At 51.0% G+C, this 15,356-nt stretch carries 14 protein-coding genes; all 14 read right to left on the minus strand.

The window, feature by feature from the left end:
- Positions 1 to 102: 102 nt before the first annotated feature.
- On the minus strand, positions 103 to 492 hold the full coding sequence (locus WC659_03360; protein ID MFA4872944.1) for a hypothetical protein: 390 nt from the start codon (positions 490 to 492) through the stop codon (positions 103 to 105).
- A gap of 519 nt (positions 493 to 1,011) precedes the next feature.
- Positions 1,012 to 2,049: an endolytic transglycosylase MltG gene (gene mltG, locus WC659_03365; protein MFA4872945.1), complete on the minus strand. Its 1,038-nt coding sequence runs from the start codon at positions 2,047 to 2,049 to the stop codon at positions 1,012 to 1,014.
- A gap of 175 nt (positions 2,050 to 2,224) precedes the next feature.
- Positions 2,225 to 3,325, minus strand: coding sequence for a mannose-1-phosphate guanylyltransferase (locus WC659_03370; GenBank protein ID MFA4872946.1), 1,101 nt, complete (start codon positions 3,323 to 3,325; stop codon positions 2,225 to 2,227).
- Positions 3,326 to 3,538: 213 nt separating this feature from the next.
- On the minus strand, positions 3,539 to 4,195 hold the full coding sequence (locus WC659_03375; protein ID MFA4872947.1) for a phosphatase PAP2 family protein: 657 nt from the start codon (positions 4,193 to 4,195) through the stop codon (positions 3,539 to 3,541).
- 144 nt (positions 4,196 to 4,339) lie between these two features.
- Positions 4,340 to 5,908 (minus strand): 2,3-bisphosphoglycerate-independent phosphoglycerate mutase, encoded by a 1,569-nt coding sequence (gpmI, locus tag WC659_03380; GenBank protein ID MFA4872948.1) that lies wholly within the window; start codon positions 5,906 to 5,908, stop codon positions 4,340 to 4,342.
- 114 nt (positions 5,909 to 6,022) lie between these two features.
- Entirely contained in the window at positions 6,023 to 7,597 is a 1,575-nt protein-coding gene (gpmI, locus tag WC659_03385; protein ID MFA4872949.1) for a 2,3-bisphosphoglycerate-independent phosphoglycerate mutase, read from the minus strand.
- Positions 7,598 to 7,614: 17 nt separating this feature from the next.
- Positions 7,615 to 8,967 (minus strand): phosphopyruvate hydratase, encoded by a 1,353-nt coding sequence (locus WC659_03390; GenBank protein ID MFA4872950.1) that lies wholly within the window; start codon positions 8,965 to 8,967, stop codon positions 7,615 to 7,617.
- Between the two features lie 31 nt (positions 8,968 to 8,998).
- Positions 8,999 to 10,261, minus strand: a complete 1,263-nt coding sequence (locus WC659_03395; GenBank protein MFA4872951.1) for a phosphoglycerate kinase — start codon at positions 10,259 to 10,261, stop codon at positions 8,999 to 9,001.
- 184 nt (positions 10,262 to 10,445) lie between these two features.
- Complete coding sequence (locus WC659_03400) at positions 10,446 to 11,303, minus strand: C39 family peptidase (GenBank protein ID MFA4872952.1); 858 nt, start codon at positions 11,301 to 11,303, stop codon at positions 10,446 to 10,448.
- The gene (locus WC659_03405) at positions 11,300 to 12,049 is read right to left on the minus strand and encodes a coenzyme F420-0:L-glutamate ligase (protein MFA4872953.1); all 750 of its coding nucleotides are present in this window, start codon (positions 12,047 to 12,049) and stop codon (positions 11,300 to 11,302) included. Before WC659_03405 ends, WC659_03400 begins: the two co-directional genes overlap by 4 nt.
- Position 12,050: 1 nt before the next feature.
- Entirely contained in the window at positions 12,051 to 12,944 is an 894-nt protein-coding gene (locus tag WC659_03410) for an HAD family hydrolase (protein ID MFA4872954.1), read from the minus strand.
- A 9-nt stretch (positions 12,945 to 12,953) separates the two neighbouring features.
- The gene (locus WC659_03415; GenBank protein MFA4872955.1) at positions 12,954 to 13,445 is read right to left on the minus strand and encodes a hypothetical protein; all 492 of its coding nucleotides are present in this window, start codon (positions 13,443 to 13,445) and stop codon (positions 12,954 to 12,956) included.
- Positions 13,446 to 13,587: 142 nt separating this feature from the next.
- Entirely contained in the window at positions 13,588 to 13,986 is a 399-nt protein-coding gene (locus tag WC659_03420; protein MFA4872956.1) for a hypothetical protein, read from the minus strand.
- A 157-nt stretch (positions 13,987 to 14,143) separates the two neighbouring features.
- Positions 14,144 to 15,085 (minus strand): hypothetical protein, encoded by a 942-nt coding sequence (locus WC659_03425; protein ID MFA4872957.1) that lies wholly within the window; start codon positions 15,083 to 15,085, stop codon positions 14,144 to 14,146.
- Positions 15,086 to 15,356 lie beyond the last annotated feature (271 nt).

The following is a 15,356-nucleotide window of genomic DNA, read 5'->3' on the forward strand; positions in this document are numbered from 1 at the left end:
GATATCGATGCCCACATCAAGAGCAGCAAGCGGCGATTCCAGCGGCATCCTAATCTCCTCACCGGATTCCTTAAAGAATCAACCTTATTTGAGAAAGAGCTGTCAACTTAATTGGAAATATTCAATAGAATGAACCGCAATCGAATCCGGAGCTGCACGAGAGCGCAGTTCCAGATTTTGTGCCATCAGGTCGCTAATGGTTCTTTCTCGAGCGACCGCAATCATCAAATCCATCGAATTTTTCGCTGTTGAACCGGCTTGGTTCGTCCCGATGGTTTGATCGTCTTGAGCCATGTTCGCATTGGATGTCGCGATCGGCTCTGCAGTCAGGTTGAAATTCCCATTCAGGGATTCGGGCGGACCGACGCAATCGGCCGCCAGGTTCATGTTGACTCCAATCATCGCACTATTCGAATTCTGATCCCCAAAGGATGGCGGGGACAGTACCAGAATGAACATTACGACGACTAGGAGGGTTATGAAGCGTAACATATTACCTCCATGGATTAGTGTGAGAAACAAAGAGCTCTATTTATTTTTACCCACGTATATCATTCGTTGCTTCCGAAGCAAATGTCTATGCCTTTCTCAAGGGCTGGGGAATTTTGCTTTTTGTTTTTTAGTATATCATGGGCAAGTTAAACGTAGCACAAATTCAGCTTAAATCAAGGGGTTTTATCCACATTTGCTTGCCGCTGACTTACGCTGACTAAACGCGGACAGACGCAGACATGCACGCGGACTCACGCGGAATAATAAAATCAGGCAACAATACAAACCTCTACGAACCTCCCGTCATTCCGGGCTCGACCCGGAATCCAGACAAAAAAACCAATAGAATTGTGTATTTACTGTTTGTTTTATTCTGGATTTCCGACTCCGCCTGCTGGCGGATCGGGAATGACAATAGGGCAATATGAATAAAAATCAAAACAAAAAACCGCCTTTGTGGGCAGTTATAGGGTTTCCGCGTTCTTCTGCGTGATATTCCGCGTGTTTCTGCGGAAAACCTCAGGGTTTTATATACCTCTCCTTCGCGGCGGCGTGTTCGTCGAGGGTTTTAGAAAATACCGTAGTCCCGTCCTCGCGGGACAGGAAAAACCAGTAGTCAGATTCCTGCGGCGAAAGCGCGGCTTTGATGGCTGAAACGCCGGGATTCCCGATCGGCCCGGGCGGAAGGTCCGGATAGAGATACGTGTTATACGGAGAATTGAATTTAAGGTCTGTCAGAGACGCCGCGCGTGCGCTTTTCCCTGTCGCGTAATTCACGGTCGAGTCCGCCTGCAGTGGAACCCCCGCATCAATACGTTTCCAGAAAATACCAGATACAATCGCGCGATCCGCGTCTAAAGGCACTTCCGCCTCGATAATGGATGCCATAGTGATGATTTCATGGCGCGTATGGTTTGAAGTTTCAAAACTGCGCGCAAGCATCTGATCACCTGTCTTCTCGAGAAAATTTTTAAGCATTTTCTCAATTAGATCTTCTGGCTTCGCGTCGAAGTACAGCCGGTACGTGTCGGGAAACAAATATCCCTCAAGTGCGTTTAATTTTTTGGGAATGCTTACGACAAGCGAGCAGACGTTTTCAGAAAACGGGCATGAGGCCGGTATCTTTTTTACCGCCGCCAAAAATATACCCTTGGCAAATACTTTTTCCTTTGCCAAATATGCTTCAATCTCCTCTGCGGTCCACCCTTCGATAATCGTTACCGTGCGCTCCGGTTTCCCCTCTCCTTGCGCGAACAGGCGCGCGATCGCGGCAACGCCGGCATTCTCCGGTATGACATAGGTGCCAGCCTGAAATTTGGATCGCAAACCAGAAATAAAAGAATAAAAAGAAAATGCAAACGAGTTCCTCACCGCGCCTGCCTTCTCCAGTGCCTTTCCCAATTCAATGAAATTCTGCCCCGGCGCCACGGTGAACGTGAGCGGCGCATCTCTCCCCTTAAGCGGCCGCATTCCCTGAAACATAAAAAAAGAACCAACGATAAAAACTGCCAGAATTAGGTAAAGCAACCACCGTGGTTTATTTCGCCTTAATTTCATAAAAGACTTGGTAATTTTCAATTTTCATTTATCAATTTTCAAATAATTTTCAATGAATCAATGTTTCAATGTTTGAAAATTGTGACATTGAGTCATTGATTGAAAATTGTAAATTGAGCATTGAAAATTTGAGACTCGATTCGGTCATAGTTCACTGTTCATTGTTCACTGATATTTACAAATATTTAGTCAATCCTTTCTTCTTCAACATTTCCACGATCTTCTTCACTTCCTGCGAACGCTCCTTATGGCACAGGAGTAGTGCATCTTGCGTCTCCACCATGACAAGATTTTTCACGCCTATCAAGGCCACGAGCTTATCCTTTTCAGGCAGGATCAGGTTGTTCTCCGCATCAATGCTGATCATCTTTCCCCGCGCCACGTTTTTCCGCGTGCGGCCGGACAATATCTCGTGCACCGTGCGATAGCTCCCCACGTCCGCCCAGCCGAATTCGGCAGGGATGACCAAGACGTTCTTTTTCAGTTTCTCGGCAATCCCATAATCAAACGAAATCGAAGGGAGCGTCTGAAACGCGCGCTTCACTGCGGCTGCGGCATTCCTCGTATGCCGCGCGCGGACAATGCGGTCAAGGCCGTGCGAGACCTGTGGCAGATGGGTCCTATAGAGGGACAGTAGATGATCGGCGCGCACGGTGATGACGGTGGGATTCCAAAGATAGCGCCAGCTTGAGAGGTACTGTTTGGCGCGAGCGAGAGACGGTTTTTCCGTGAATGATGTCACGGTGAACGCCTCGAGATTCCCGTATTTCATGACCGGCAAGCCCATTTCTATATAGCCGTAGCCTGTTTCCGGATATGTAGGGTTAATACCCACCAGCACGGCATGGTCCTTGCGTTCTTTAATAATGCGCGCCGCAAACTCAATCGCTTTTAAGAATGCATCCGGATTCCCGATCCACGCATCAGAGTTCACGGTCACGAGCATCGCATCCGGATCGCGGTCAAGTAGCACGGTCGCGGCATACCCCAATGCGGCCGCCGTATTGCGGCGCACCGGCTCGACGATGAGATTGCGCGCGGGCAGCCGGGGAAGCAGTGCGCGGACTGCAGCGGCGGAAGAGATATTCGTGGACACATGCACCGCGCGCCGCGGGAATCCTCGCGCCAAATTTTTATACGCTTGCTCAAGCAAGGTAAAGGAACCGAAAAAAGAATGAAGCTGCTTTGGGCTCTGGGTGCGGGAAAGGGGCCACAGCCGGGTGCCCACGCCGCCCGCGAGGATGACGGGGTAGAGATGTTCCTTTGAATACTCCATAAGGTAGATTAATTTTCAATTTCTCCCGCTTAGGCGGGATCCCACTGACATTTAAAGAAAATGATCAAAGAGCGGGACAATGTTCAATTTTCAAATAATTTTCAATGAACCAATGATACAATGTTTGAATATTGAATAATTGAATCATTGACTGAAAATTGTCTCCCTTCGGGAGATCCCCCGTAGGGGGAGAAATTGAGCATTGCAAATTTATTATTTTATTGTCTTCTGTATTACTTTAATAATTTCCCTTGCGACTATGGCGGCCCCATACCCAAGGATCATGCCCGCGGCCACATCCGCGGGATAGTGCGCGCCGATGTAAATGCGGCCTAATCCTACTAGTAATGCGCTGAACAGGAAAAGCACGCCGTATTTAGGATAATAGAAAAGGAGAGAAAACGCGAGAGCAAATGCCACGGTCGTATGGCCGGAAGGAAACGCATAATCCGCAACGCCGGTGGTGAATAAATTTTTTACTCCCTCGTACAGATACGGTCTCGTCCTACCGAAAATTTGAGCAAGAATCATCCTCACTCCCCCGCCTAACCCGACGCTGAGCGCCGTGGCGGCTATTGCCCACACACCACGCAATACTTTTTTCCCATCTATTATAAAAATAGTACGCGGCGCGCGCGGCGTGCCCGAAGGGAAAAACCATGTCCTGCGGGGAGGCGCTATGATTGCCTCTTCAGGTGCGCGCGAACCGGGAAACAGCAGCAACAGCACTGCCGCGAATCCCATGACCCAAATGAGCGCCTTTGCCGCAAAAATCCCGGCCATATCAAGAAGCGCCGATGTCCCCGCAAGGCCGTTGATGGAGAAGAAGAGAAGGTGGTCGAGGCTTTTTAGTGCGTCAATGAAATCCATATAAAGTGAGAAATCCTAAATCCTAAATTCGAAACCCTAAACAAATCTAAAGTCCAAAATCCCCATACATAAAATATGTTTTGAATTTCGATTGTTTGAAATTTTGTATTTATTTAGGATTTTGTGCTTAGAGTTTAGAATTTTTCAACTGATCGCTCTCCCAATCATCTCCACGGGCTGGGGAAGCTCGAGTAAACTCAATATGGTCGGCGCAACGTCCGCGAGCACCCCTGCAGGTTTCAGCGTGGCAAGATCAGCGAGATTCTTCAATCCCCCATGCTCATGCCCCTTTCCCGCTATAATGCAAGGGACGGGCTCGCTCGAATGCTCTTTGTCTATCTCGCCGGTTTGTGGTTTCAAGAGCCCTTCCGCGTTCCCATGGTCGGCAGTGATCACAGCAACACCGCCGTCTTTCACGATCACATCCACCAGTTCCCCGAGCATGAGGTCTAGAATTTCCACCGACTCGATGGTCGCATTGAGATTGCCGGTGTGCGCCACCATGTCTGCATTTGCGAAATTGAGCATGATGACGTCATAGACGCGCTCGGTGATGGAAGAGATCACCTTGTCCTTGATTTCCGCGGCAGACATGCCCGGCTGCATGTCATAAGAAGGGACTGCGGGTGAGGGGATGAGGATATTCTGCTCCCCCGGATAGGGGTCTTCCTTGCCGCCATTTAAAAAATAAGTGACATGGGCGTATTTTTCTGTCTCGGCAATGTGCAGCTGAGTGAGCCCTTTTTGGGAAATAACCTCTGCCAGGCAATGGGTAATCTCCTGCAGGGGAAATGCGACGAGCACCGGAAGGTGGGCATCATACTGGGTCATGGTGGCGACAAGGAGATTGCGGGGATGCGTGGGGCGTTCGAATTTGGTAAACGCGGGAAGAAAGAGCGCCTGGGTGATTTGACGCGCGCGGTCCGCGCGGAAATTCGTAATGATGACGCCATCGCCTTCTTTGATGGGAGCAACCGGCTTCCCCTCTTTCAGAATCACCGTGGGCGGGAATTCTTCATCAAAAACATGCAACTCGTAAGATTGCTTTATCGCTTCAGCCGCATCGGTTGCCGTATGCGATGACTCGCCCCGCACCATGGCTCGATATACTTCTTCCGTGCGGTCCCAATGGTTGTCGCGGTCCATCGCCCACCACCGCCCCGACACGCTCGCAATCTCCCCTGACCCGCCTTCGCGCAGGCTGCGAGCAAGCGCCTCCACGCTCCCCTTACCGCTCGCGTACGGCGCGTCCCTCCCGTCCAAAAAAACATGGCAGGCGATGCGGTCCACCCCCCCGCGGCGCGCGCACTCCACCACTGCCGTGAAATGCTCTATCGAGGCGTGCACATGGCCGGTGGAGACCAATCCGGCAATATGGAGCGTGCCTTTTTTTTCTTTCACCTCTTCAATCACTTTTCCGAACGCAGGATTGCTGAAAAAAGAGCCGTCCCGTATGGCATTATTAATCCTCTGGATTTCTTGATATACGATGCGGCCTGAACCGATATTCAAATGGCCAATCTCCGAATTTCCCATTTCGCCCCAGAGCGCGCCCACCGCATCGCCTGCGGCCTGCAGCGTCACGCTGCGGTAAGTGCGGACATAGCGGTCAAGGTTGGGAGTTTTTGCAAGCGCAATGGCATTGCCGCGGCTGGGAGGCGCTACCCCCCATCCGTCTAAAATAATGAGCGCGACTGGCCGTGGACGAGACATAATAACATGATACTAATCAACGAATGTATGCGAATGATACTAATACCTGCAAATGTGAGTGATCAATCGAATTAGTATTTATTTGTATCATTAGTATGAATTAGTATATTGGTATCATTTTTTCACGATAAGGCTCTTGCCTGTCATGGCCTCCGGCTGATGAATGGCGAAAAGCTCCAAGATGGTCGGCGCCACATCCGCGAGCTTTCCCCCTTCGCGCAACGCAGGGCGCGCATGGGCAGGAACACGAAAATCGCATAGGACAAATGGCACGGGATTCACCGAATGTTCCGTATCTGGCTGGCCGCTTGATTCGTCGATCACTTCCTCCACATTGCCGTGGTCTGCGGTCACGACCAGCACCCCTTTCTTTTTCTTCACCGTTTTCACAAGCCTTGCGAGGCAACTATCAACCGCCTCAACTGCCTTAATAGAGGCCTGGAGATTCCCGGTATGCGCTACCATGTCGGGGTTCGCGTAATTTATCACAATGACATCGTACACATTATTAATAATGTTCTGCTCCACCACGGTGGTGATTTCGTCAGATGACATTTCCGGAGACTGGTCATACGAGCTTACTTCGGGTGAGCGCACGAGGATCCTGTGCTCCCCCCCCACCGGGCTGGAATAGCCGCCGTTGAAAAAATAGGTAAGGTGCGCGTATTTGTCGGTTTCCGCGATATAGAGCTGGCGCCACTCTTTCAATACCATCGGCAGGGTATCCTGCAAATCGGGCGACGGATATGCGGTGAGTATCCGCCCAAGGTCAGGCCCGAAATCGGTGAGCGCGATAAATTTCAGATTTTTATACACGCGGCATCGCACAAACGCGCCTGGATTCGCATTATTGAACGCCGGCTGCACAAACGCTTTGGTGAGCTGCCGCGCGCGATCTGACCGCGCATTGAAAAATACGACGGCATCATTGTCTTCCACCACTCCAATGGGACGATTATGCGCCACGATGACCGTGGGTTGGATAAACTCATCAGATTCGCCGCGCGCGTACGCGCTGGTCACGGCAGTCGCCGCATCGGGAGACGTGAGTCCGGTGCCGCATGCAATGGCGCTGAATGCGCGCTCGGTCCGCGACCAATCCTTCTTTCTGTCCATGCCCCAGAAACGCCCCATAATGGTGGCCACCTTCTCATGAGGCTCAAGCTCCAGCTGCAGGTCTTTCAAAAACGTGATGCCGGCAAACTGGGGCGTATCGCGGCCGTCGGTAAAAAGGTGCAAGAATACCGGCCCTACCTGGTGAGACCTGAAGAAATGAAGAAGTGCCCTGATATGTTCAGGGTTAGAATGAGCGCTCTGGTCGCTCGAGAGGAGCCCCACCAAGTGGAGGCGGCCTCGCCGCGCTTTGAGGTGCTGGGCCGCTTCTTCAAACGCGGGATTCTTCATGAACGTGCCGTCGCGGATCGCCTGCGTCACGATGACAAGGTCCTGGGGCACCACTCTGCCCGCGCCGATGTTCAAATGTCCGGCTTCAGAATTTCCCTCTTGATGCGGCAAGAGCCCTACCGCCTCGCCGCTCGCCGCGAGCTCGGTGTGGGGAAAATCCTGCCATAAATGCTTCCAGGTCGGGATTTTTGCAAGCGTCACAGCATTTCCCGGCCCGGGGTACCCAACGCCAAAACCATCAATGATGACGAGGACCAAGGGCGAATAAGATTTATCCATTGCCATATTCTATATTCTAGATTCTATCTTCCAGATTCTAATACTTCTTCAATCTCCATCAACCTATTATACTTCGCCACGCGCTCTCCCCGCGAGGGCGCGCCCGCTTTCAAGTATTCAGCGCCAATGGCGACCGCAAAATCCACCAGCGCGTCATCGTTAGTTTCACCGGAACGATGGGATGCGATGCGGGGAAAACCATACCCTTCTGCTTTGCGCGCAAAGGCGAACGATTCGGTGAGCGTGCCGATCTGGTTCGGCTTGACGATCACGGCTGTGCACGAACCCATGACCGCCGCCCGCTCAAGCCTCGTCACATTGGTGGTGAGCAGGTCATCGCCGACCACAAGCGGCCGGAACGCGGGCAGGAACGTTCGATGGCGTAGCACCTTTCCGGATACGCTCCGTTCGGTGAACGCGGCGCATTCATGCGTGAGGCGCGCCCATCCTTCAAAATCGTCTTCCGCAAGCGGGTCCTCAAGAGATATGATAGGGTATTTCCGTATCCATTCATGGTACAGTGAAATCATTTGATCAGCAGTAAAATAGTTCTCATCAATTTTGAAACGATAATGATGATGGCGCTCATCAAAGAATGACATTGAGGCAAGATCAAGGGCAAGCGCCACGTCTTTCCCCGGCCGAAAACGAGCGCGCGCGATCCCCGCCACCACGAGGTCAAATGCCTCCATCACTGAATTTACGTTCGGCGCGTATCCTCCTTCATTCCCCACATCAGTGTCATATCCGCGCTCTTTGAGCACCACCCCGAGCGCATGGAATACTGCAACGCCTACCCGCACTTTCTCCCGCGCGCCTTTTCCGCACAAGGGCACTACCATGATTTCCTGCACATCAAGATTATTGTCCGCATGCGCGCCGCCGTTGAATATATTGAACATCGGCGTCGGCAGCCTGCTGATATTTCGATCATTCTTCACCGGATGCTTCAGGTATAATGCGTGTAAATATGCAAAGAGCTCCATTCCCTGCGCTTGCGCCGCCGCGCGCGCGCAGGCAAAGGACACGCCAATGGTGGCATTGCCTCCTAGGCGCGCCTTTTGGGGCGTGCCGTCAAACACGAGCATAGTCGCGTCAATGCGCTCCTGATCGCGCACATCCATGCCTTTGAGGCGCGCGCCGATCTTTGCGACATTGGCGGATGCACGCAGCACTCCCTTACCCCGGTAGCGCTTCGCATCCCCGTCCCTCAATTCTACCGCCTCGTGCGAGCCTGTGGACGCGCCTGAAGGCACCCCTGCCTTGGCCACAATCCCGCTCTCGAGCGCGACGGAAACCTCAAGAGTCGGGTTGCCGCGGGAATCAAGTATTTCCCGGGCGCATATATTCTTTATAGAAAACTTTTTATGAATCATATCAAATTCTTAATTCTAAATTCTATATTCTTTATTCTCTCAATGGTTTTAGTCCCGGCAATTCCTGTCCTGACAAAAATGCGAGCATCGCTCCTCCGCCCGTTGATACGAACCCAAACTGATCTCTCACTCCCGCCTGATCCACCAGATCCAGCGTGTCTCCACCGCCGATAACGGTAAAAGAAGGCGTTTTGACCAGATTTTTGGCAAGATCGATACTTGAACGGGCGAATAATGGCACTTCAAAATAACCAAGAGGCCCGTTCCATACCGTAAGCTTAGAGCGCGAGGCTGAAGCTACCATCGCTTTCACGGTCTGAGGCCCGATATCGTAAATAAATTCATCATCTCTTACCTCATCAACCGCACAATGGCGCAGTCCTCTTCCTTTGGCATCCTGCGCAACCGTGACATCAACCGGAAGCTGCACTTTTTCCCAACCAGGAAAAGAAAGCACCTCTTCAAATCCCTTCATGGTCATCGAAAGCCCAACGGGTTTTCCTTGGTAGGAGAGGATGGTATTGGCGGCCGCGCCACCGATAAAGAGCGCATCCACGCGCGGCAGCATGTTTTTAATAATCGGCAGTTTCGTTTCAAGTTTCACGCCGCCTAAGATCAAGGTAAAGGGATGCGCGGGATTATCCACGAGCGTACTTAAATGCGCGACCTCGTCTATGAGAAGCGCTCCTGCAAAACTCGGTACCAGTTCGGTGATGGCGGCAACAGATGCGTGCTTCCTGTGGGAAGCGGAAAACTGGTCATTCACAAAATAATCCGCGTGGTGCGTAAGAGAGCGCGCGAACTCCGGATCATTCGCTTCCTCTTCGGGGTGGAAACGCACATTTTCAAGCAGCACGAGGTCGCCCGGCCGCGCGTGGTCTATTACTTCTTCCGTAGCAATACCTGTGCAGTCCGGTGCGCATAAAATGAGCGCCGTGCGCTTACCCTGCACGCGAGAAGGCGGCACGGCGCCACGTTCAAAATTCGTCCATACCACTTCATTGGGAATACCCTGCTGGATAAGCAAGCCGCTCAAACAATGCGCTATGGGGCGCACACGCAGCTCTTCGCGCACCATCCCCTTTGGCCTTCCTACGTGGGTCAAGAGCACCACGACCGCGCCCTGTTCCATGAGGTAGGTAATGGTGGGCAAAGAACGTTTGATCCGCCAGCCGCCGTGCGGATCAACTTCATAACCGCCACTCAAAGGGCGCAACGGCACGTTGAAATCCACGCGGACAAGGACGCGCTTTCCCGCGAGATCTTTGACCGAACGTATGTCACGGAGTTGCATGAATATACTATACCAAAAAAAACCTTTAAGTTCTAGGATGGACTAAATTATAATTCCCATCTTACAATAAATTATGGAAACCGCCCCTCAAAGTCCCCTCCTTACTAAGGAGGGGATGGGGAGGTCTCCTTAGTGAGAGGGATTGAAATTCCGTTACAATCAATTATCACCATTCTTTTCACTTTTACTGCGAGGTTCGTGAGGTAATCACTATTATCTTCTTCTCCCCTTCTTCTATTTTCTCCTTCTCCCCGGGAAAATCGTGAATAGCGTTCCAGATAACCTCATAAGGATAGCGATATCCTTCGCCGCGGCGCGTACCGACGTCATTAGTGATGAATTCCTGTTTCTCATCGTCAAATCCGCGGACCACTATCATATGGTACCAAGGTCCGGGCTGGCGGAAATATGGATTTTTTAAAAGCCGGCCTGCCATTGGCGCGATGACTAAATTCCCTCCTTTCAAAATCTCTTTCACCTCTTCCACCCCCTTAACCTCTTTAACCTCAACTCCGATCCCATACACCTGACGCCCGATCTCCGCGGTGCGTTCGGCATCACTGTCGCGGTAATCGCCATACTGTTCCTTTTGGTACGACACAAGCTTTAAAATTTCATCTCGCATTTCTTCTTGGGTAAGCGTTTCCATATGGTGCGCGAAACGGTTCGCAAGCGCCAAGGCCGCCTCTTCGCACGCTTCTCCCCACGGCTCCCGCCAATCGCCAAACGGCGCCTGAGGCTGAAAAGGAACCGGCAGTACGACGTTATCCGACCTATCCTCCCTCTCAGTCTTATCTATCATATCCGCCGTATCCGACTTATTCGTTCCATCAGCCTTATCCGAATTAATATTTGCCTTATACGACCTATCGGTCTTATCCGTCCTCTTAGTCTCACCTATGATATCTAACCTATCCACTGTATGTGACTTATCCGTCCTATCAATCCTATAAAAAGAATCCTCCGGAATAGGAAGGCTTAATCGATACGCAACCACTATCCCTAATAGAATGCTAAGAGCAATGACCGCGGTCCATTTCATATTCGCAGCACTGACGTATAGATATCATCCCGCGGATGAATCTTCAATTTACCTCTTTCGCCTCTGGTAATAAACGTAACCGGCGCATCCTCGATGACTGCGATTGGCGTGCGCTCGTCTCCCTCGCCCATCGCAAGGACTGCCGCGCTCGCGAGGCAATCCGCGGCTGACACTTTGGTCATCCGCAAGCGCCTCCCCATTAAATCTTTTTTTCCCACGTAATTCTTTTGTCCTTCAAATCCAAAATACCCTAATGCAATGCCTATGACACCGTGCCGCAAAGGCATAGTCCATGAATCAGTAATAAGCACGCCGAGCCGTTTCACTTTGTAACGCTGTTTAAACGCATCGTGCAAACGCTTTGCGCTTTCAAAGGCATTCTTAGGCCAAAGAATAAATCCGCCAAACGCATTGGACTCGTCGATGCCTGCATTGGGAATGAGCATCCCATTCTTTAATGCAAGCCAGCAATGCTCGCTCGGCCACACCTTGTCCGCTTCCTTCCGTACTAATATCTCTAGCTGCTTTTCTCTTTCTCTATCTGCGTGAATCTGCGTTTTAGGCAAGCGTGACGATCTGCGTATATCCGCGTCTTTGGGTATGAATCTCCCTTCGCTTAAACTTACCACTTTTGAAGTAATCGCAATCACACTGCCTTCTTTCACACGGAGAAGCGCGCGATGAATTATCTTAGTGATATCATCACCCGTTTTCACTAACGGTGTTTTTATGGGGGTTATATGCATATCAGCCTGCGTCCTGCATTTTTAAAATCTTTTCAATCACCTGGACTGCGCCATCCTCCTCCACAGGTGGCGCAATATAATCAGCAATTTCTTTCAGAGAGGAAACTGCATTGCCCATCGCTACCTTGTAACCGCATGCCATGAGCAGAGGGAAATCATTCTCATCATTCCCTACTCCCACTATATTCTGCAGCGGCACCCCAGTTACTTTGGAGAGCTCGAACACACCGTGCTGTTTGGTTGCTTGGCTATGGGTAATGTAAATACCGACCATCCCCGCGTTCCTTATTTCTTTATGCGTAGAACGTACGACCGCATACGCAATATCAGAGAATTGATGGAGTATGCGCCGCGCCTCATCAAGCGCCCCTGGCTTCAGATACCATACCAGATAGGTGAACTTCGTATAGTCGAGTGATGAATGTACTGCCGGCGTCAACACTTTTAAAGGAGTGCGCATCCGTGGTATTCGTCCTTGTTCTAATGGCTCTTTCACTAGATTAGCGTATAGCTGCGCATACGCGGAAGAATCAAACATTATCCTGCCTGTATGGGCATAAAAGGCTGCATTCTGCCCGAGCAAGAGAGAGATGAGTTCCTTTGCTTCCGGTGCGTTAAGATAGCAGGTCCACAAATCCTTCCTTTTTTGGGGATCATACAAACGTGCGCCTCCCGCTAATACCACGGGCGCGGTGATGCTAAGCCATTCATTGACGGATTCAAATGCGTGAATCTCCCTTCCGGTTACCACGCTTATAAATATTCCTTTCTCCTGCGCATGTTGCACGGCGTCCCGTACGCATTGCGTAGGAGGAGTACGCGCCCCTGCGATGAGAGTGCCATCAATATCAAATAAAATTGCCTGAATACTTTTTAAACTTTTATGAGAATACATACACGAGCGCTAACGCGCTATGGGTATTATAAACGCCCGATTCGCCCGATACGATCCCTTTCCATATTCTGCAGCGCCGTATTCGAGGGAAAAGGCAAGTTCATAATCGCCGCATGCATCGGTGCACTCTTCCGGCAACGCGCGGAATTGGTATGAATAGTTTTGATTAATATCCGCGGGTATGGGATTTAAAAAAACAGCTGCTCCCTCGCCGCAACTCTCGTCTGATCCGAGAAACCCTTTTTGTGCAGATCCTGCACAGAGCTGCCCGCCGCCATCCTTTCCTAAGGTGACCTGATCACCCGCGGGAAAGGATCCCTGCTGTTTGAAATATTCCTGCAATGCCACGCGAATATCTTTTATATCATCCAATCTTCCCCTATCGCGCGCTTCCGCCTGCTTCGACCTCACCCCCATCACCACCACCGCGCCAATAAAACAAAAAATAAGGACAAGACCAAGGTATTCCAAGAGTCTTTTTCGAGGAAGAATGATTGGCATATTAGACACTTCTTACCAATATCATGATATTTAAACCAAAAATCCAAAATTCAAATGCCAAATGAAGCTCAAAGCACAAATATATAAATTTTGACATTTGGATTTTGATATTCCTTTGAACTTTTGATTTTGAACTTTGACTTTACTCACTGCCTCGCTCTTCCCCCAGCCTTTTCGCGAGCATCCTCTGCTCTTCGAGCGTGTCAATAATGTCGCCTTCGAATCGCCAATGGGTGATCGAGTTTTTGCCGAAAGGGTTTGCATGGATATGCTCGGTCACCGCGGGGATATTGAGTTCCGCACCGCGCAGCAGCTCATGCACGACCGGCTCGCCATCGTTCCCAAACACGGTCACCATGGATTCCCCCTCGATCTGCTTAAGCCGCTCCTCGACCGGGCGATGGTGCCTCTGCATTTCCTTTCCCGGCGGCAGTTCTAAATATCCCTCGCTCTTCGCATGGGTAGCGCTCGCGATATAGACGGTATAACCGCCGAGGTCTAACCGCTCGGCATCTTGCAATTGGGGAATGGGGGTGGACATAATATTTAAAATAATTTTCAATTCTCAATTTTCAATTTCTCCCTCTTCGCGGGATCCCGCGTAGCGGGACAATCAATGTCGCAATGAATCAATTTTCAAACATTGCATCATTGATTCATTGAAAATTAATTGAAAATTGGTATTTGAAAATTGGAAATTACTCACTGGGTTCTCCTACAATCTCCTTCCTCACCTCCTCCAAATACCCCACCACCATTTGTCGGCATAATTCCTGTTCCTCAACGCTTTCAATCGCCGCGCACTCCTCTACATTGCCCGTCACCAAGGCGCGGCAAAGCGCTTGCTGGCGTATGCTTTCAAATGCATTGCATGACTCTGGCTGGCGCGCGTACGCGATGCAGAGGAATTTCAGCTGCGAGCTCTCAGGACTTACAGAATCACAAAAATCTGGGGGCAGCGTGTCACCCGCACTCGCCGCGGCTATTGCCACTTGCGTAAAGCATGAATCGCGCTTGACCCCTTCTTCCTGCGTCTCGCAATAGGCAAGCGATTGGGTAAGCGCTGCGGAGATATTCTCCTCCCCTCCCGCACCCGCAGGCGCGGACGAGTAAGTCACGTCAAGCGCCCCCCACGCCGCGATCCGCACGGCAACCAATACGCACACCGCAACGATGAGCAATCTGCCGCTGCCTTTGTGAAAATCCTCATCTTCCTCTTGCGAAAAAAACCACTTGATTTGGAATAGCCCTATAAGCAGCACCACCAACGCCGTGATGCAGAGCAAAATGCCTGCGACAAACCCTGCGACCCACCACCTCCCCAGTTGTGAAGGCCATGAGGCCGCCGCAAAGCTCGTTCCCACTACGCTGGCCATCATGGCAACAACGACCTGCAGCACCATCAGCCCCCACCCCCACTTCTTGCGCTTCCACAGGCCCACTGCAGTAACAAGCACGAATACGCCTGCCAGAAATAATAACACCTTCAACTGCGGCGCAAGCGCCACGCTCGTGCGAACTCGCGCAAGGCTTATCACTGCCGCAGGCGCGAACGCAACCGCCAGCAGCGCTAATCCCGTCGCCGCGCGCTCGAGTGCCACTACCTTCACGCCCCATGCAATATTTAATTGTTTATGCATATCAGCGTAACACATTAACCATCCAATTCTGCCACCATTTTACCATCCTTCACCCATCCGCGCCACTAAATTAATCAGCCATATCCGTCTTATCCCATCCTATCCGACTTATCCGTTCCTATCCGATCCATTCCGCTTATCCGTCTTATCCCAATATCTCCGACTTATCCGTTCCTATCCGATCCATTCCGCTTATCCGTCTTATCCCACCTATCCGTCTTATCCCAACCTCTCAAATCTAATCAACCTATCAGACCTATTCTGACTTATC

It is taken from the genome of Patescibacteria group bacterium, from assembly GCA_041645165.1.
In the GTDB taxonomy this organism is placed as follows: domain Bacteria; phylum Patescibacteriota; class Patescibacteriia; order 2-02-FULL-49-11; family 2-02-FULL-49-11; genus 2-02-FULL-49-11.